The organism is Ruicaihuangia caeni (genome assembly GCF_029952955.1).
Lineage (GTDB): Bacteria > Actinomycetota > Actinomycetes > Actinomycetales > Microbacteriaceae > Ruicaihuangia > Ruicaihuangia caeni.
Genome location: NZ_JASATX010000002.1, coordinates 309,175 through 326,800, shown reverse-complemented (window position 1 = coordinate 326,800; position 17,626 = coordinate 309,175). Strand labels below are relative to the sequence as shown.

Annotated in this window: 13 protein-coding genes; 3 read left to right on the top strand and 10 right to left on the bottom strand. The window is 68.2% G+C overall.

Going from position 1 to position 17,626, the window contains the following annotated elements; genetic code table 11:
- Nucleotides 1-42: 42 nt before the first annotated feature.
- The 9 genes from QF206_RS06655 to QF206_RS06615 all read right to left on the bottom strand — a co-directional run bounded on the left by QF206_RS06655 (nt 43) and on the right by QF206_RS06615 (nt 13,610).
- Nucleotides 43-1,848: an ABC transporter ATP-binding protein gene (locus tag QF206_RS06655; RefSeq protein ID WP_281488426.1), complete on the bottom strand. Its 1,806-nt coding sequence runs from the start codon at nt 1,846-1,848 to the stop codon at nt 43-45.
- On the bottom strand, nt 1,845-3,692 hold the full coding sequence (locus QF206_RS06650; RefSeq protein ID WP_281488425.1) for an ABC transporter ATP-binding protein: 1,848 nt from the start codon (nt 3,690-3,692) through the stop codon (nt 1,845-1,847). Before QF206_RS06650 ends, QF206_RS06655 begins: the two co-directional genes overlap by 4 nt.
- A gap of 301 nt (nt 3,693-3,993) precedes the next feature.
- On the bottom strand, nt 3,994-5,646 hold the full coding sequence (purH, locus tag QF206_RS06645) for a bifunctional phosphoribosylaminoimidazolecarboxamide formyltransferase/IMP cyclohydrolase (protein WP_281488424.1): 1,653 nt from the start codon (nt 5,644-5,646) through the stop codon (nt 3,994-3,996).
- Nucleotides 5,643-6,236, bottom strand: a complete 594-nt coding sequence (purN, locus tag QF206_RS06640) for a phosphoribosylglycinamide formyltransferase (protein WP_281488423.1) — start codon at nt 6,234-6,236, stop codon at nt 5,643-5,645. Before purN ends, purH begins: the two co-directional genes overlap by 4 nt.
- Before the next feature lie 4 nt (nt 6,237-6,240).
- Nucleotides 6,241-7,473, bottom strand: coding sequence for a cell division protein PerM (locus QF206_RS06635; protein ID WP_281488422.1), 1,233 nt, complete (start codon nt 7,471-7,473; stop codon nt 6,241-6,243).
- Between the two features lie 268 nt (nt 7,474-7,741).
- Nucleotides 7,742-8,629, bottom strand: a complete 888-nt coding sequence (gene sucD / locus QF206_RS06630) for a succinate--CoA ligase subunit alpha (protein ID WP_281488421.1) — start codon at nt 8,627-8,629, stop codon at nt 7,742-7,744.
- A gap of 22 nt (nt 8,630-8,651) precedes the next feature.
- Nucleotides 8,652-9,821 (bottom strand): ADP-forming succinate--CoA ligase subunit beta, encoded by a 1,170-nt coding sequence (sucC, locus tag QF206_RS06625; RefSeq protein WP_281488420.1) that lies wholly within the window; start codon nt 9,819-9,821, stop codon nt 8,652-8,654.
- Between the two features lie 171 nt (nt 9,822-9,992).
- The gene (locus QF206_RS06620; protein WP_281488419.1) at nt 9,993-12,365 is read right to left on the bottom strand and encodes an ATP-dependent helicase; all 2,373 of its coding nucleotides are present in this window, start codon (nt 12,363-12,365) and stop codon (nt 9,993-9,995) included.
- 117 nt (nt 12,366-12,482) lie between these two features.
- Nucleotides 12,483-13,610, bottom strand: coding sequence for a glycerophosphodiester phosphodiesterase family protein (locus QF206_RS06615; protein ID WP_281488418.1), 1,128 nt, complete (start codon nt 13,608-13,610; stop codon nt 12,483-12,485).
- Nucleotides 13,611-13,765: 155 nt separating this feature from the next.
- On the opposite strand from QF206_RS06615, the gene QF206_RS06610 reads away from it, so the two are divergent.
- From QF206_RS06610 to QF206_RS06600, 3 genes are all read left to right on the top strand, one after another.
- Complete coding sequence (locus QF206_RS06610) at nt 13,766-14,266, top strand: hypothetical protein (RefSeq protein WP_281488417.1); 501 nt, start codon at nt 13,766-13,768, stop codon at nt 14,264-14,266.
- A gap of 44 nt (nt 14,267-14,310) precedes the next feature.
- Nucleotides 14,311-15,141 carry a Bax inhibitor-1/YccA family protein gene (locus QF206_RS06605; RefSeq protein ID WP_281488416.1) on the top strand — a complete coding sequence of 277 codons (831 nt, stop codon included), beginning with the start codon at nt 14,311-14,313 and terminating at the stop codon, nt 15,139-15,141.
- A gap of 196 nt (nt 15,142-15,337) precedes the next feature.
- Nucleotides 15,338-15,631, top strand: coding sequence for a cupin domain-containing protein (locus QF206_RS06600; protein ID WP_281488415.1), 294 nt, complete (start codon nt 15,338-15,340; stop codon nt 15,629-15,631).
- A 416-nt stretch (nt 15,632-16,047) separates the two neighbouring features.
- On the opposite strand, the gene guaA is transcribed toward QF206_RS06600, so the two are convergent.
- Nucleotides 16,048-17,598: a glutamine-hydrolyzing GMP synthase gene (gene guaA, locus QF206_RS06595; protein ID WP_281488598.1), complete on the bottom strand. Its 1,551-nt coding sequence runs from the start codon at nt 17,596-17,598 to the stop codon at nt 16,048-16,050.
- Nucleotides 17,599-17,626 lie beyond the last annotated feature (28 nt).

The following is a 17,626-nucleotide window of genomic DNA, read 5'->3' as shown; positions in this document are numbered from 1 at the left end:
GCAGGGCAAGCGCATGGCTGCGGCACTCGCGCCCGCGGCGACTCAGACCAGCGAGTCGCGCCAGGCGCTGTGAAGCCGAGCGAAGCGGCCGTCACCGGCGATGAGGTCGTCAGGAGCGCCGTCTTCGACGATGCGGCCGTGCTCCATCACGAGCACACGGTCGGCGATCGCGACGGTCGAGAGACGGTGCGCGATGATGATCGCCGTCCGGTCGGCGAGCAGCGTCTGGAGCCCGCGCTGCACGAGCCGTTCGCTCGGGATGTCGAGCGACGCCGTCGCCTCGTCGAGGATCAGCACCGCCGGATCAGCCAGGAACGCCCGTGCGAACGACAGCAATTGTCGCTGGCCCGACGACACGCGCCCGCCGCGCTTGTTCACGTCGGTGTCATAGCCGTCGGGCAACGCGACGATGAAGTCGTGCGCGCCCACCGCTTTCGCGGCATCCGTGATCTCCTCCATGCTCGCGCCCGGCTTCCCGAGAGCGATGTTGTCGGCCACCGAGCCGCTGAAGAGATACGCCTCCTGCGTCACCATCACGATGGCGCGGCGAAGGTCATCCGGCTTCAATCGGCGCAGGTCGACGCCGTCGAGCCTGACGGCGCCTTCGCTCGGGTCATAGAAGCGCGAGATGAGCTTGGCGAGCGTCGACTTGCCGGCACCGGTCGTGCCGACAAGGGCGATGGTCTGCCCGGCCGGGATGTCGAGCGAGAACTGCGGCAGCACCACCCGCGCCGGTGTGTAGGCGAACGTGACCGAGTCGAATTCGAGGTGCCCCGCGGGATGACCGAGCGGTTCCGGATCGGCCGGGTCGGGCACGCCCGGCAGCTCTTCGAGCACGCCCGAGATCTTCTCGAGCGCGGCCGATGCCGATTGGTACGAGTTGTAGAACATCGCCATGTCTTCGGCCGGCGCGTAGAAGTTGCGCGTGTACAGCAACGCGGCGAGCAGCACACCGATCGCCAGTGAGCCGTCGACCACTCGGAACCCGCCGATCAGCAGCACCGCGGCGAGCGCGAGATTGCCGATGAGGATGAGTCCCGGTTCATAGGTGCCGAAAGCGCCAATCACCTTCGCGTTCGCGGAGCGATACTCCTCGACCTGCTCGGCGAACTCATCATCGTTGCGCCGTTCCTTCCGGAACGCCTTGACGGCACGGATGCCCGTCATGGTCTCGACGAATTGCACGATCAACCGGGCAGACGCCACCCGCGTACGCCGGAACAGCCGCTCGCTCTTGAGCTGGAACCACCGCGTGAGCACCGCCAGCGGCACGATCGATGCGAGCAGCACCAGGCCGCTCACCCAGTCGACGATGAACATCGCCACGCCGACGAACAGCATGTAGAGCCCGCCCTGCACGAGCTGGTTGAGTCCGGAGTTCAGCAACTCCTTGATCGCGTCGAGGTCGCTAGTCTGACGCGCGATGATGCGACCTGAGGTGTAGTTCTCATGGAACTCGAGGCTCAGCTTCTGCGTGTGCAGGAAGATGCGACGACGCAGATCGATCAGGATCGCCTGGCTCACGCGTGCCGTCAGCACGGTGTACCACGCGATGAGCACCGCGCCCAGTACGCCCGTCGCGATGTACGCGCCGACGGCAAGCCCGAGGGGCAGCCAATCATTGCGCAGCAGCGCGGGCAGTCCTGCATCGATGCCATAGGCGATCAGGGCAGGGCCGGCGACCTGCGCCGCGGAGCTGATCACCACCACCGCAGCCGTGAGCGCGACGGTGCCGCGTACGGGGTGCAGCAGTGAGCGGAGCAGCGCGAATGAGCGCCGCCTGAGGTGACGCCGCTCCTCCTTCGACAGGTGCTCGCGGTCTTCGCCTTCTACGCCGATGACGCTCATGCGGGGGCCTCCTCGCGCTCGGGTCGTGTCTCGTGCTCGAGCGAACTGAGCACGAAGCGGTAGTGGTCATTGCCGGCGAGCAACTCGGAGTGCGTGCCGACGGCCGTGACCCGCCCATGCTCCAGCAGCGCGACGCGATCCGCGAGCATCACCGTGGAGGGCCGGTGCGCAACGATGACCGCGGTCGTCGAGGCGAGCACTTGGCGAAGCGCCTGCTCCACGAGCGCTTCGGTGTCGACGTCGAGCGCCGAGAGCGGGTCGTCGAGCACCAGCACGCTGGGCTTCGCCGCGACCGCTCGAGCCAGGGCGAGGCGCTGGCGCTGCCCGCCCGAGAGGCTCAAGCCCTCCTCGCCGACCATGGTGTCGACCCCTTCTGGCAGCTCGTACACGAAGCCGGCTTGCGCGATCTCGAGCGCCTCGCGCAACGCGTCGTCGTCGGCATCCGGATTCCCCAGCAGCACGTTGTCGCGCACGGATGCCGAGAACAGCGTCGCGTCTTCGAACGCCATCGCGATGTGGCTGCGAAGTTCTTCACGGGTGAGGTCGCGGATGTCGATGCCGTCGAGGAGGATGCGCCCGCCTGTCACGTCGTAGAGCCGCGTCGTCAGCGCGGTGACGGTCGACTTACCCGAACCGGTGAGGCCCACAAGGGCGATCGTCTCGCCGGGCCGGATGTCGAGGTCGATGCCGTCGAGCAGATCGCGCTGGCCCGCCGGGGCGTCGTGGTAACGGAAGTGCACGTCCTCGAACGTCAGACGTCCCTGCGGACGCGCCACTGTCGAGGGCGCAACGGGGTCGACGATCGTGTTTCGCTCGTCCATCACCTCGAAGAACCTGTCGACGGCCGTGCGGGTATCGAAGGTCATCGACAGCAGGAATCCGATGGACTCGACCGGCCACCGCAAGACGGTCGCGGTCGCGAAGAAGGCGACCAGCGCGCCGACCGACACCTCGCCGGCGACTGCCAGCAGCACGCCGCCGAAGAGCGAGAGCGCGAAGGTGACATCCGGCACGAGCAGCAGCCACAGCCAGATGCCCGCGATGGCACGCGCCTTCTCCATCTCGGTGGTGCGGAGCTCCTCGGCCTGCTGCGAGAAGCGCTCCAGCGCGTGATGCCCGCGGCCGAACGCCTTGAGCACCCGGATGCCGTGCACCGACTCCTCGACCGTGGTGGCCAGGTCGCCCGCCTGGTCCTGGCTGCGGCGGGCGACGGCCGAGTACTTGTTCTCGAAGCGGTAGCCGTACACCCAGAGCGGCACGGAGCAGATGAGGAACAGCACCGCGAGCTGCCAGCTGAGCTGCCAGAGCAGCAGCATTCCGATGAGGATGGTGACGGTGTTCACCACAAGCAGCACGACGCCGAACGAGAGCCATCGGCGGATCAGGTTCAGGTCGCTCACCACACGCGAGAGCAGCTGACCGCTTGGCCATCGATCATGGAACGAGACCGGCAGGTCCTGCAGCTTCGCGTAGAAGTCCTGGCGCATGGCCGCTTCGACCCGCGTGCCCGGAACGAGCACGAACCACCGTCGGAGAGCGACCATGCCGGCTTCGAGCACACCGAGTGCGGTCACCAGTCCGACAGCGGGCCAGATCGCGGCGGGGTCGCCATCCGATAGGCCGCCGTCGACGAGTGAGCGCAGCACCTGCGGGATCAGCAGCGCCACCACCGCGCCCGTGAGGGCGGCGACGGCGCCCAGCACGATGCGCGGCAGCGCCGGTCGCGCCCAGGGGTAGAGACGCGCGATGGCGCGCGCCGTTGAGGGGCGTGACTGGCGGGGGTCACGTGGCTTGCGGCGGTCACGTGGCTTGTGGCGGTCGGTCGAGTGCGGTCGGGGCGACATCATGCTTCCTGAGAGCGTCGTGGTGTGACGCGGCTGCGGCGGACCATCGTGCGGCCTGCCGGATCGGCGGATGCTGCGGGCTCCCACGGCGTCGGCGCGAGGCGTATAGCCCCTGCACCGCTCGCGATGATCCCGCCTGCTGACGGGCGTCCTTCGGTCGCGGACGCGCGGCAGCAGCCGATCAGCTTATCGAGTCCGCAGGGGTGCCGACAAGCCCCGCTCAGTGCGGCTTTCGGCAGCGCTCGGCGCCGAGCTCAGTTCAGCGCGCAGTGCCGCGCTCAGTGCAGCGCTCAGTGCCCCCTCAGTGGAAGAAGTGGCGCTCGCCCGTGAAGTACATGGTCACGCCAGCCTTCTCGGCGGCCTCGATCACTTCGGCGTCACGCACCGACCCACCGGGCTGCACCACCGCCTTCACACCCGCGTCGATGAGCACCTGGAGTCCGTCGGCGAACGGGAAGAACGCGTCGGATGCCGCGACACTGCCCGCCGCGCGAGCGCCGGCGCGCTGCACCGCGAGGTGGCAGGAGTCGACCCGGTTCACTTGGCCCATGCCGACACCGACCGACGCTCCGCCCGAGGCGAGCAGGATCGCGTTCGACTTCACCGCGCGCACCGCTCGCCACGCGAACTCAAGATCGGCGAGGGTTGCGTCATCCGCCGGTCGACCGGTCGCCAACGTCCACTCGGAGGCCGGGGCGAAGTGGTCGTCGGGCTCCTGCACGAGCAGCCCGCCCGAGATCTGACGCAGCTCGAGCTCGTCGCGCTCGTAGTCGTCGGGAAGCTGCAGCAGGCGCAGGTTCTTCTTCTGCGTGAGCAGTTCGAGCGCTCCCGGCTCGAACCCCGGGGCGACGATGACCTCGGTGAAGATGTCCTTGATCGACTCCGCCGCCTCACGCGTGATGGTGCGGTTCGCGGCGATCACTCCGCCGAAGGCCGATACGGGATCGCACTCGTGCGCGAGCCGGTGAGCCGCCGCGATCGTGTCGCCGATCGCGATGCCGCAGGGATTGGCGTGCTTGATGATGGCGACCGCCGGCTGGGTGTGGTCGTACGCTGCGCGCAGCGCGGCATCCGCATCCACGTAGTTGTTGTACGACATCTCCTTGCCGTGCAGCTGCACCGCCTGGGCGATCCCGGCGGCGCCGTCGCCCACGTAGAGGGCGGCTGACTGGTGGGAGTTCTCGCCGTAGCGCAGCACCTGACCAAGCTCCGCGTCGAGGCCGATGCCGTCGCCCCACCCGGTGTCGTCGGACTCTTCGCCCTCGACGTCCGCTTCGAGGTCGGCGTCTTCGAATACCTCGTCGAGCTCTTCCCACGGGTCGTACACGTTCGCGGCGAACCAGCTCGCGACGGCGGCGTCGTACGAGGCGGTGTGGTCGAAGGCGATCGAGGCGAGCTGCCGCCGAAGGCCGAGCGGGGTTCCGCCCTGACGCACGGCATCGAGCACTTCGGCGTAGTCCTCGGGGTCGACCACGATCGCGACGTTCGCGTGGTTCTTCGCTGCCGCGCGCACGAGCGTCGGGCCTCCGATGTCGATGTTCTCGATGACGTCGGCGTCGGCGGCCCCGCTCATCACCGTCTCGGTGAAGGGGTACAGGTTGACCACGACGAGCTCGAAGGGCTCAATTCCGAGCTCGCCCAGCTGGCGCTCGTGATCTTCGAGCCGCAGGTCGGCGAGGATGCCGGCGTGCACGGCGGGGTGCAGCGTCTTGACACGGCCGTCGAGCGACTCCGGGAACCCGGTGAGCTCGGCCACATCGCGAACGTCCACGCCGGCCTCACGCATGGTGGCGGCGGTGGAGCCGGTCGACACCAGCTCGACGCCGGCCTTCGCGAGCTCGACCGCGAAGTCGGCGAGACCGGTCTTGTCGCTCACGGAGATCAGCGCTCGCTTGACCGGCACGACGTCGCGGTCGCGGTAGAGGCTTGGATCTTGGCTACGAGGCGCGCTCATGATCGTGCGAGCTCCTTCAATTCGAGACGGCCGGTGGCGATGTCGAGGATGACCTGCCGAAGCAGTTCGCGCTCGACGGGCTTGATGCGGTCGTGCAGGGTGGCTTCCGTGTCGCCCGGCAGCACTGGCACGCGCTGCTGGGCGATGATCGGCCCCGTATCGACTCCGTTGTCGACGACGATCACGGATGCGCCCGTCTCGACCACTCCGGCGGCCAGCGCGTCGCGAACGCCGTGCGCGCCGGGGAACTCGGGCAGGTAGGCGGGATGAGTGTTGATGAGCGCCGGGCTGAGCGCCGCGACCATCCGTTCGGGCAGCAACCGCATGAAGCCGCTGAGCACGACGAGATCAGGCTGCCATCGCTGGATCTGCTCGAGCAGTTCCTCGCCCCAGGCCTCGCGGGTCGGAAACCCGGATGGCGCGACCACAAAGGTCGGGATGCCGAACTCCTCGGCGTGCGCGAGCCCGCCTGCGTCTCGGTCGGCGCCGACCGCGACGATGCGCGCGGGGAACCCGGCATCCGCTGCGGAGTCGAGCAACGCGCGGAGGTTCGACCCGCCGCCGGAGATCAGGACGACCAGGCGCAACACCGTTCTAGCCTAGCGGCACGGCCTCGCTGCTCATGCGGCGGCGATCACGCGCGAACCCGGTCGCGAGGCTCCCCAGCGCGGCGGCCACGCCGATCTCCAAGGCCGCCCACAGCGCGACCGCGAGCGGGTCGGGGCCGACCGTGGCGAGCCGTCCGGGCCCCGCAGAACCAGCGGACGCCCAGGCGAGCAGACCCAGCGAGAGACCCGCCACGATGCCCGCTCCCGCTCCCCCGGCCAGGTGCATGAGCGGAGCACGATCACGCGAGGTCACGACAGTGAGCGCCCCTGCGAGGAACCCCGCTACCACGGGAACCTGGAGTCCCAGCACACCCCACTCGAGCTCGCCGGTCGGCAGCGCTCCGAGCACCGGCACTGTCGGCAGCGGGCCGAGTGCTGTGCCGAGCGGACCGACCGATGATCCCGCACCGATGGCGAACCCGGGGCCGATGAACCAGGCAGCCGTCCAGATGACGAAGTTCGGAAGGAGCGCGAGCTGGGCGAAGGTCACCACCGCGCCTCCGAGCATGCCGGTCTGTCCGGCCTCGTAGAGACGGATGATCTCGGCGTAGTGCGTGACGATCTGCACTCCCAGAGCGACAGCGGCCACCCCGACCACGATGGCCGCGGCGGCGGCGCCGGTGCGGAGAGCGGATGCCGCGACGTCCCTCACCGTGGGCGGCCAGTCGTCGATCCAATCGCGGATGCTGCTGCCGTGCTGCTCGGCCGGGTTGCGCAGCCTCTCTCGCGTCGACCCGATGAACAGGCCGATCGCGAACACCACCGTGGGCAGCAGCGGACCTTGCCAGAGCGAGGGGCTGACCGCCGGGAAGTCGGCACTCACCGTCAGCAGCAGCGACAAGAGGGCGAACGTGCCGAGCGCCACCGATTCTCCGATGAACCGGTGCGGGGTCTCGGCGATGCGCCGGCCCGTTCGGAGCGCGAGCAATACCGTGAGCAGCGCGAAGCCGAGCGCCGCGATGGTCACGACGAAGGCGGCATCCCCCTCCGCGATCCCCATCGACGCGGCGAGTTCCGGATCGACTCGGACGAGCACGTCCACGCCGTGGCCGACCAGCCAGAGATCGACGGCGGCCCGCCAGAAGACGTCCCAGCCGAGGGCGAGCTGAAAGTGGAAGCCCCAGAGCACCGTGGTGACCGCGAGCGGGATCGCCACCCCGACGGCGACCACGACCGCGGTCTCGAACGCGGCCAGAAGCATGGTGAAGCGGCGGTTCATACGCGCTCGACCCTAACCCCCGCGCGGTGCTCTCTCCGCGCGGCGCGCGGTGACACCCGGTGCCGTTGTCGCCTCACCGTTGCTCCGCGGCGTCCAGCCGGGAGACGACGCGACGAGATGACAGGAACTGCAACGAATGCTGCGGATCGTGTGCACTTCGTGGCATCTCGATGGCGAGTCCGGTCTGGGCGGAAATGACGGATGCCGGGGCGCGAACTCGCGGCCCCGGCATCCGGTCGACAGCCGGTGAACCCGACCCTGTGTGTGCTTAGAGCGACTGCAGGATCTCGCGCATCAGCTGCGCGGTCTCGGACGGCGTCTTGCCGACCTTCACGCCTGCGGCCTCGAGCGCTTCCTTCTTCGCCTGGGCGGTGCCGGCGGAGCCGCTCACGATGGCGCCGGCGTGACCCATGGTCTTGCCCTCGGGCGCGGTGAAGCCTGCGACGTAGCCCACCACGGGCTTGGTCACATTGGCCTTGATGAACTCGGCCGCGCGCTCCTCGGCGTCGCCGCCGATCTCGCCGATCATGACGATCGCCTTGGTCTCGGGGTCGGCCTCGAACGCCTCGAGTGCGTCAATGTGCGTCGTGCCGATCACGGGGTCGCCGCCGATGCCGATGGCGGTCGAGAAGCCGAAGTCACGCAGCTCGTACATCATCTGGTAGGTCAGGGTGCCAGACTTCGACACCAGGCCGATGGGGCCCTTGCCCGTGATGTTCGCCGGGGTGATGCCGACGAGCGCCTCGTCGGGCGTGATGATGCCCGGGCAGTTGGGGCCGATGATGCGCGTCTTGTTGCCCTTGGCCTTCGCGTGCGCCCATGCCTCAGCGGTGTCGCCGACGGGCACACCCTCGGTGATCACGACGAGCAGCGGGATCTCAGCGTCGATGGCTTCGATCATCGCGTCCTTGGTGAATGCCGGCGGCACGAACGCGATCGACACGTCGGCGCCGGTCTTCTCCATCGCTTCGGCGACGCTCGCGTACACCGGCAGTTCCTTGTCACCGTGCAGCACCGTGGTGCCGGCCTTGCGGGCGTTGACGCCGCCGACGATGTTGGTGCCGGCCTTCAGCATGAGTGCCGTGTGCTTGGTGCCCTCACCGCCCGTGATGCCCTGGACGATGACCTTGGAGTCCTTGTTGAGGAAGATTGACATTGTTCCGGAGTCCGTTTCTCGTTCAGGCAGCGTTGTGGGCGAGCTCGGCAGCCTTGTCGGCGCCCTCGTCCATGGTCGCGGCGAGGGTGACCAGCGGGTGGTTCGCCTCGGTGAGGATGCGGCGGCCCTCCTCGACGTTGTTGCCGTCGAGTCGCACGACCAGCGGCTTGTTGGCGGTCGAGCCCAGTTCGGCGAGCGCACCGACGATGCCCTTCGCAACCGCGTCGCAGGCGGTGATGCCGCCGAAGACGTTCACGAAGACGCTCTTCACCTGCGGGTCGCCGAGGATCACGTCGAGGCCCGCAGCCATGACCTCTGCTGACGCTCCGCCGCCGATGTCGAGGAAGTTCGCCGGCTTCACACCGCCGTGGTTCTCGCCCGCGTAGGCGACGACGTCGAGGGTGCTCATCACCAGGCCGGCGCCGTTGCCGATGACGCCCACCTCACCGTCGAGCTTCACGTAGTTGAGGTCCTGCTCCTTGGCCTTCGCCTCGAGCGGGTCGGCAGCCGACTTGTCTTCGAGCTGCTCGTGCTTCGGGTGGCGGAACTCGGCGTTGTCGTCGAGGGTGACCTTGCCGTCGAGCGCGATGAGCTCGCCGTCTTCGGTGAGCACGAGCGGGTTCACCTCGACGAGGGTGGCGTCTTCGCCCTTGTACACCTCGTAGAGCTTCACGAAGACATCCGCGACCTTCTCGACGAGGTCGTCATCGAAGCGAGCAGCCTTGGCGATCTCGAGAGCCTTGGCCTTGTCGATGCCGGTGAGCGGGTCGACCTCGATGCGGGCGAGCGCGTCAGGACGCTCCACCGCGAGCTGCTCGATCTCCATGCCGCCCTCGACACTGCAGAGCGAGAGGTAGGAGCGGTTCGCCCGGTCGAGCAGCACCGAGAAGTAGAACTCCTTGGCGATGCGCGCGCCCGCCGCGATCATGACGCGGTTGACCACGTGTCCCTTGATGTCGAGCCCGAGAATCTGCTCTGCCGCGGCATACGCGTCATCGGGGTTGTGCACGACCTTCACACCGCCGGCCTTGCCGCGGCCGCCGGTCTTCACCTGCGCCTTGACGACGACCGTGCCGCCGAGCTTCTCGGCCGCAGCCTTCGCTTCGTCGGGGGTGTCGGCCACCAGGCCGGGCAGTACTGGCACGCCGTAGGACTCAAAGAGGTCCCTGGCCTGGTACTCGAAAAGATCCACAGTGCTCTTCCAATGCTCCGTCGAGGGCGATGATCTTCCAGTGTCTTGACCTCGAGATAGTTCGATGTCGAGACAAATGGGCCGCGGGCCAGTTTACCCCCGCCGCTGAGCGCGCCACGGCCCGTGACGGTGGAGGCCCGTCCACCCCGCCCGGATTGACGAACTGGACGCCTAGAGCTTCTCGATCGGCGCGATCTTGATGAGCAGTCGCTTGCGGCCGACCTGGTCGAACTGCACTTCGGCGATCGACTTCGCGCCCTGCCCGCTCACGGAGGTGACGCGGCCTTCGCCGAAGTCGGTGTGGCGGATGCGGTCGCCCGCTGCGAGCGTGAGGTCGCCGTTGTCGCGCATCTTGCCCGTGACCTGGTTGGTCCACTCGGTCTTCACGCGCGGCTTCGAAGGCGCGGGCGGCAGCGAGTCGCGAAGGTTGAAGCCGCGCTCGCGGCGCGCATTGAGCGCCCTTGGCTGGCTGCCGCCGCGCGAGTTCGCCATGCCGGGCGACTGCTTCCACTCGATGAGCTCGGCGGGGATCTCCTGCAGGTAGCGGCTGGGCATCGCCACTGTCACATCGCCGAACTGCGCCCGGGTCATTGCAAGAGACAGGTAGAGCTTCTTGCGGGCGCGGGTGATGCCTACGTAGAAGAGCCTTCGCTCCTCGGAGGGGCCGCCGGGCTCCGAGGCCGACATCCGGTGCGGGAGGAGGTCTTCCTCGACGCCCGTGATGAAGACCGCGTCGAACTCGAGCCCCTTCGCGGTGTGCAGCGTCATGAGCGAGACGGTGCCACTGGAGTCATCGAGTTCGTCGGCGGCCGCGACGAGCGATACCTCGGTGAGGAAGTCGAGCAGCGTGCCATCGGGGGTGCTGCGTTGGAACTCTCGCGTCACCGCGACCAGTTCCTCGACGTTCTCTGCGCGCGCCTCGTCTTGCGGGTCGCGTGAGTTGCGAAGAGCTTCGAGGTAGCCGCTGCGCTCGAGCAGCGCCTTGAGCGTGTCGGGAACGGGCGTGCGCGGCGCGCGCTCCATCTCTTCGTCGAGCAGGGTTGCCAGCTCTCGCAACGCACCGGTGACCTTCGGCCCGAGCCCGAGCTGGTCTGCCTCGCGCATCGCCTCGCGCAGTGTGATGCCGCGGGTGTCGGCGTGCAGTTGCAGGGCCGCCTCGGTGGCGGGCCCGATGCCCCGCTTGGGCACATTCATGATGCGGCGCAGCGCCATCGGGTCGTCGGGGTTCGCCACGGTGATCAGATACGCCATCGCGTCTTTAATCTCGGCCCGCTCGTAGAACTTCGTGCCGCCGAGCACCCGATACGGGATCGCCGAGCGGATGAAGATCTCCTCCAGCGCGCGCGTCTGGGAGTTCGTGCGGTAGAACACCGCGATGTCGCGGTAGTCGACACCGCGGTCGTGCAGCGCCGTGATCTCGTCGGCGACGAACTGCGCCTCGTCGTGCCCCGAGTAGCCGGTGTAGCCGACGATCTTGTCGCCCCCGCCGACCGTCGTGAACAGCTTCTTGTCTTTGCGGTCGAAGTTGTTCGAGATCACCGCGTTGGCGGCGTCGAGGATGTTCTGGGTCGAGCGGTAGTTCTGCTCGAGCAGGATGACCTTGGCGCCTGGGAAATCGCGCTCGAACTCGACGATGTTGCGGATGTCGGCACCACGGAAGGCGTAGATCGACTGGTCGGAGTCACCGACCACGGTGAGCGACGCCGCTGGGATGGCGCCGTCGGCCGCGCGCTGGCTCGAGGAGTAGCCCTGCTCGGCTTCCAGCTCTGCTGCGACATGCGCTTCGACCGGTCGGGTCAGCTCTCTGATCAACGAGTACTGAGCGTGGTTGGTGTCTTGGTACTCGTCGACCAGCACATGCCGGAAGCGACGCTGGTAGAGCGCCGCGACCTTCGGGAACGCACGGAACAGGTAGACCGTCTGCGCGATGAGGTCGTCGAAGTCGAACGCCTTCGCGCGCTCGAGCTCCGAGCTGTAGCGCCGGAAGATCTCGACGAAGAGCGCCTCTTTCGGATCGTTGAAGTTCGCCTGTCGGGCGAAGCTGTCGACGTCGGCGAGCTCGTTCTTGAGCTTCGAGATGCGGGCCGCCACGCTTCCAGGCGTGAACCCCATCGTGTCGGCATCCGTCTCCTTGAGAATGCGCTTGATGAGCGCGCGAGAGTCGGCCGAGTCGTAGATGGTGAACGTCTTGGTGTAGCCGATCGTCTCGGCCTCGCGACGCAGGATGCGCACGCACGCCGAGTGGAAGGTAGAGATCCACATGCCGTCGGCGGCCTCGCGCCCGACGATCGCCTCGACCCGCTCGCGCATCTCGTTCGCGGCCTTGTTGGTGAAGGTGATGGCGAGGATCTGGCTCGGCCACGCTTCACGGGCCTGGAGGAGGCCGGCGATCCGACGAGTGAGCACGCTGGTCTTGCCCGAACCGGCGCCGGCGACGATGAGCAGCGCCTCGCCGCGGTAGAGCACGGCCTCGCGCTGCTGCGGGTTCAAACCGCTGAGGAGGCGTTCTTCGGGGGTGGTGACGCCGTCGAGGATGAAGGTCATTGCGCCGTCAAGTCTAGGTACCCCTGCCGACAATGAGCCCGACTGGCCGCCTGAGGTCGGCTGCGGGAAGATCCGTCCGCTCCCTGCCTCCGCCAGCACCGGTCGCCTTGTCGGTGCTCAGTCTCCGGTTCGCTCCCGACTCGTGCGACTGAGCCGCTCGTCGCGCGACAGCCGCGAACGCTCGATCGCATCGAGCACCAGGTCGGGGTGGTCGGCGAAGACGCCGTCGACGCCGGTGCTGAGCACGGCCTCGAACTCCGCGCGCCAATCGCCCCAGTCGGCCGCACTGCCCTTGCCGCGGTGCCGTTTCAGGAGGAAGCGGTTCTCGGGGCGAAGCGTCCAGGAGTACACCTCGAGCCCGTGAGCGTGCGCTCGTTCCACCAGGGCGCGACCGGTGAGGGGCTCTCGGGTGAGGCCGCCGAGCCTTATTGAAGATGCCGGCTCGCCGGAGCCACGGCCTCGCGGCTGCCGGGATGCGGCATCCTCGAGCAGCACCGCCTTGTCGACGCTGATGCCATGGATGCCGTTCCGTGCCAGCTCGGCGAGGTCGGCCTCGCTGCGCTGCTGCTCGTACGTGCGGGCCGAGCGACCGTCGCGCGCGACGAGGTCGGCGGCGGCCCCCGTCGCTTCGTGCAGGTAGATCTTCTTGCCGGGCACTCCTCGAATGATGAGCTTGTCGAGCACTGACTGCTCGAACGATTCGGTGATCAGCGTCTCGTCACGGACCCAACCTGCGACCTCCGTCGCGAAGAGCTCATCGAGGGGCAGGCCGATCGACTCGAAATAGGTCGCGTGCTTGAGCTCGGCGACGAGTCGCAACGGCCGGCCGGCGGCATCCGACGCCTCATCGATGAGTGGCAGGAGATCGCTCAACCGCATGATCGGGTCGAGCCCGTCGAAGGTGGCGTTCGAGCTGCGGATGCCGGGCAGGCGCTCCACCGCACGGAGCGTCGCGAGCTCGGGCCAGGTGAAGTCCTCGGTGAACCAGCCGGTCACCGACTCGCCGTCGATCGACTTGGTGGTGCGGCGGTCGGCGAATTCGCGACGCGTGGCGACGTCGGTCGTCTGCGAGATCTCGTTCTCATGGCGCAGCACGAGCACGCCGTCGCGCGTCGCGACGATGTCAGGCTCGACGGCGTCGGCCCCGAGCGCGAAGGCAAGACGGTAGGCCGTGCGCGTGTGCTCGGGCCGGTATCCGCTCGCGCCACGGTGACCGATGACGAGCGGGGTTCCGAGTGCGCGCACACCAGAACCCTAAACTGGCGGCGTTCGCGAGAACTGGGAGCGGGATGGGCAGCTCGGAACCGGGCGGGATGAGACGCGGCGCCACCAGGCGACGCGCGATGCCGCGCCGTGCCCCGAAGCAAGTCGCCGACGAGCCACCCCGCGGCGGCGGGCAGATGGCAGAGCCCACCATGGCCCTTCCGCTGCGCTGGGGCACCTGGCAGGGCCGCTCGATCGCGGGTGCGGCGCTCATCGTGGGGGGCATGATCGGGCTGCAAGCGGCCAGTACGACCTTCCTGCTGCCGTTGATCACCGGGACCGTGGCGCACGTCGTGGGCTGGTGGATCATGCCGGCTGCGGGATGGCGGCGCCACGTCGTCGTGTTTCCCTGCGGCGTGCAGATCTGGTTGATCCTCACCGGACCGCAGTCGATGTGGACGCTGATCGTGCCCTACCTCGCGTGGCTGCTCGTGCGCCATCGCCCGCTGCGCAGCTACGTGACGGGGCTGTTCGTCATCGCGTACGGAGTGTTCGCGGCATCCGTCTTCTCCGAGTACTCGCAACTGCTCCCCGCCCTCGCCGGGGCGATGGCAGTCATCGCCGGATCGGCCCTGGTTGCGCGGAAAATCGCGGGAGTGAGGCGAATCCACAGCCACCGGACACCATCGTTCCGATAGATTGTCATGAAGACTCGCACGGCGATCGAAGGAGACCCCTCGCCATGGCCAACCCTGCATTCAGCAACTCGCCCGCGTTCAGCGGCAAGGCGCCGAGCATGACCGTGGAGCAGCTCAACGAGCTCTACGGCCGCCCCTCGGCGACCGACCAGGACCGCCCCGCCGGCACTGCACCGCTCGCGCCCGCAGCCCCCGTGCTGCCCGAGGCGGAGCGCATGACGTACGAAGACACGATCATGAAGATCGTCATCAGCTTCGGTGTGCTGCTGCTCGGCGCTGCGGTGGGCTGGTTCGTGCCTGTGCTAGCGCTTCCCGCCGCGCTCGTCGGGCTCGTGCTCGGCTTCGTCAACGTCTTCAAGAAGCAGCCCTCGCGGGGGCTGATCCTCGCCTATGCGGCTGTCGAGGGCGTCTTCGTCGGCGGCATCTCGTACCTCTTCTCGACCATGTGGGAAGGCATCGTCACGCAGGCGCTGCTCGGAACCCTCGCGGTCGTCGGCGTGACCCTCGCGCTCTTCGCGAGCGGCAAGGTGCGCGCCACTCCGAAGCTCACGCGGATCTTCCTCGTCGCGATGATCGGCTACGCGGCGTTCTCGCTCGTGAACTTCGGCCTCATGATCTTCGGCGTGACCGACGGCATGTTCGGCCTGCGCAGCGTCGAGTTCCTCGGTCTGCCCCTTGGCGCCTGGCTCGGCGTGCTCGTCGTGCTGCTCGCGGCGTACTCGCTCGTGATGGACTTCGAGAACATCAAGACGGGCGTCGAGCGCGGCGTGCCCCGCGTCTACGGCTGGCAGGCGGCCTTCGGCATCCTGGTCACCGTGGTGTGGCTGTACCTCGAGATCCTGCGCCTCATCGCGATCCTGCGCGGTTCGGAGTGATCAAGCTCCCAGCGAGGGCCATTTCTGGCCGTCGCGCTTGATCACTCGGTCGGTCGTCTCGACCGACCGTCGCGGCCGCAAGCACTCGCGACCGCACGCCTGCCAGGTTCAACCGGACTGGTGCAAGGTTCTCGATGGTTCAAGAGAGAAGGCTCGGCTTCGGCCGGGCCTTTTCCCGTTCAGGGAGGATTGATTCATGACAGAACGACGGCAGGCGGATGCTGAAGTGCAGCTCGACGACGACACAGTGCGCGTCACGCGGTGGCGCTTCGCACCCGGCACCGAGACCGGGTGGCACACGCACGAACTCGACTACGTCGTCGTGCCCGTGACGGACGGCGCGCTCGTGCTCAACGAGCGGGGTGCGGACTCGCGGTCGTTCACCCTGGCGGCCGGAGCGTCGTACACCCGCACACCGGGCACTGAGCACAACATCGTCAACGAATCGGATGCCGAAGTGGTGTTCGTCGAGGTCGAGGTGAAGCGCTAGCCGGCTCCTCTGCCGGTGCAGCCGCTCGAACTCGGCGGGGGTTCGATGCAGCGGCGGTGGTTGCAACCGGGGCCGGCGCGGCGAACCCTCGCCGGGCTCGCGAGGGCGTGAGGCCGCGTAGGTCGGGCGCCGGGACGGCGCATGAGGGTCCGAAAGGGCTTGAGCCCGGGTTCGCCTGGCCAGCCCGGCTACACCTGGCAGACGTGCTGTCGCGAGTGCCTGCGGCCGCGACGGTCGGGCGAGACGCCCGACCGGGAACGAACACGCGGACTCGGCGATCCCGAGGGCCCGCCAAGTCGTGGGGTTAGACCTGGCAGGCGTGCGGTTGGCGAGGTTGAAGCCGCGACGGTTCGCCGAGACGTCGAACCGGGAATGACGGCGCATGAGGGCCCGAAAGGGCCCTCATGAACGCGCCGTCATTCCCACTCGATGGTGCCGGGGGGCTTTGAGGTGACGTCGAGCACGACGCGGTTGACGTCGCGCACTTCGTTGGTGATGCGGTTCGAGATGCGCGCGAGCACGTCGTAGGGCAACCGCGTCCAGTCGGCGGTCATCGCGTCTTCAGACGAGACAGGGCGCAGCACGATCGGGTGACCGTAGGTGCGTCCATCGCCCTGCACACCCACCGAGCGCACATCGGCGAGCAGCACGACCGGGCACTGCCAGATCTCGGTGTCGAGCCCCGCCGCGGTGAGCTCCTCGCGCACGATCGCGTCGGCATCCCGCAGCAGTTCCAGACGGTCCTTCGTCACCTCGCCGACGATGCGGATGCCGAGACCAGGGCCCGGGAAGGGCTGACGGTTGACGATCTCCTCGGGGAGCCCGAGTTCGCGGCCGATCGCGCGCACCTCGTCCTTGAACAGCGTGCGCAGCGGTTCGACCAGCTCGAACTGCAAGTCTTCAGGCAACCCGCCGACATTGTGGTGGCTCTTGATGTTCGCCGTGCCGCTGCCGCCGCCCGACTCGACGACGTCGGGGTAGAGCGTGCCCTGCACGAGGAAGCGGATCGGCTCCCCTTCCGAGGCCGCTTCGGCGACGAGCTCACGCTCGGCCTGCTCGAAGGTGCGGATGAACTCGCGCCCGATGATCTTGCGCTTCTGCTCAGGGTCGCTCACGCCGACGAGCGCGTCGAGGAACTGCTGCTCGGCGTCGACCGTCACCAGGCGCACGCCCGTCGCCTTGACGTAGTCCTCTTGTACCTGGCGGCGCTCATCCTTGCGCAGCAGCCCGTGGTCGACGAACACGCAGACGAGCTGGTCGCCGACCGCCTTGTGCACGAGCGCTGCGGCCACTGCCGAGTCGACGCCACCGGAGAGTCCGCAGATGACCTTCCCGTCACCGATCTGGGCGCGGATACGCTCGACCTGCTCGGCGATGACATTGCCCGCGTTCCAATCGGCCGGGATGCCGGCCGCTCGATGCAGGAAGTTCTCGATGACGCGCTGGCCGAACTCGGAGTGCTTCACCTCGGGGTGCCACTGCACGCCGTAGAGCTTTCGCTGGTCGTGGGCGAATGCGGCCACCGGCGTCGACGCCGTCGACGCCAGCACAGAGAACCCTTCCGGCGCGCGCACGACCGAGTCGCCGTGGCTCATCCAGGTGGTCTGGGTCGCGGGCTGCCCGGCCAGCAGGTCGCCGCCGTCGCCGCTCACCGCGACAGGAGTCGCTCCGTACTCGCGCTGGCCGGTCTTCGCGACCTCGCCGCCGAGTTGCTTCGCCATGACCTGGAATCCGTAGCAGATGCCGAGCATCGGCACACCGAGCTCGACGATGCCCGGATCGAGCGCGGGCGCACCGGTCTCGTACACACTCGACGGGCCACCGCTGAGCACGATGCCGGCCGGGTTCTTCGCCGCGACCTCCGCCGCGCTGATCGTGTGCGGCACGATCTCCGAGTACACGTTCGCCTCGCGCACGCGCCGCGCGATCAGTTGCGCGTACTGCGCACCGAAGTCGACGACGAGCACGGGCCGCGCCGCGGTGCCAGGGGCGCCG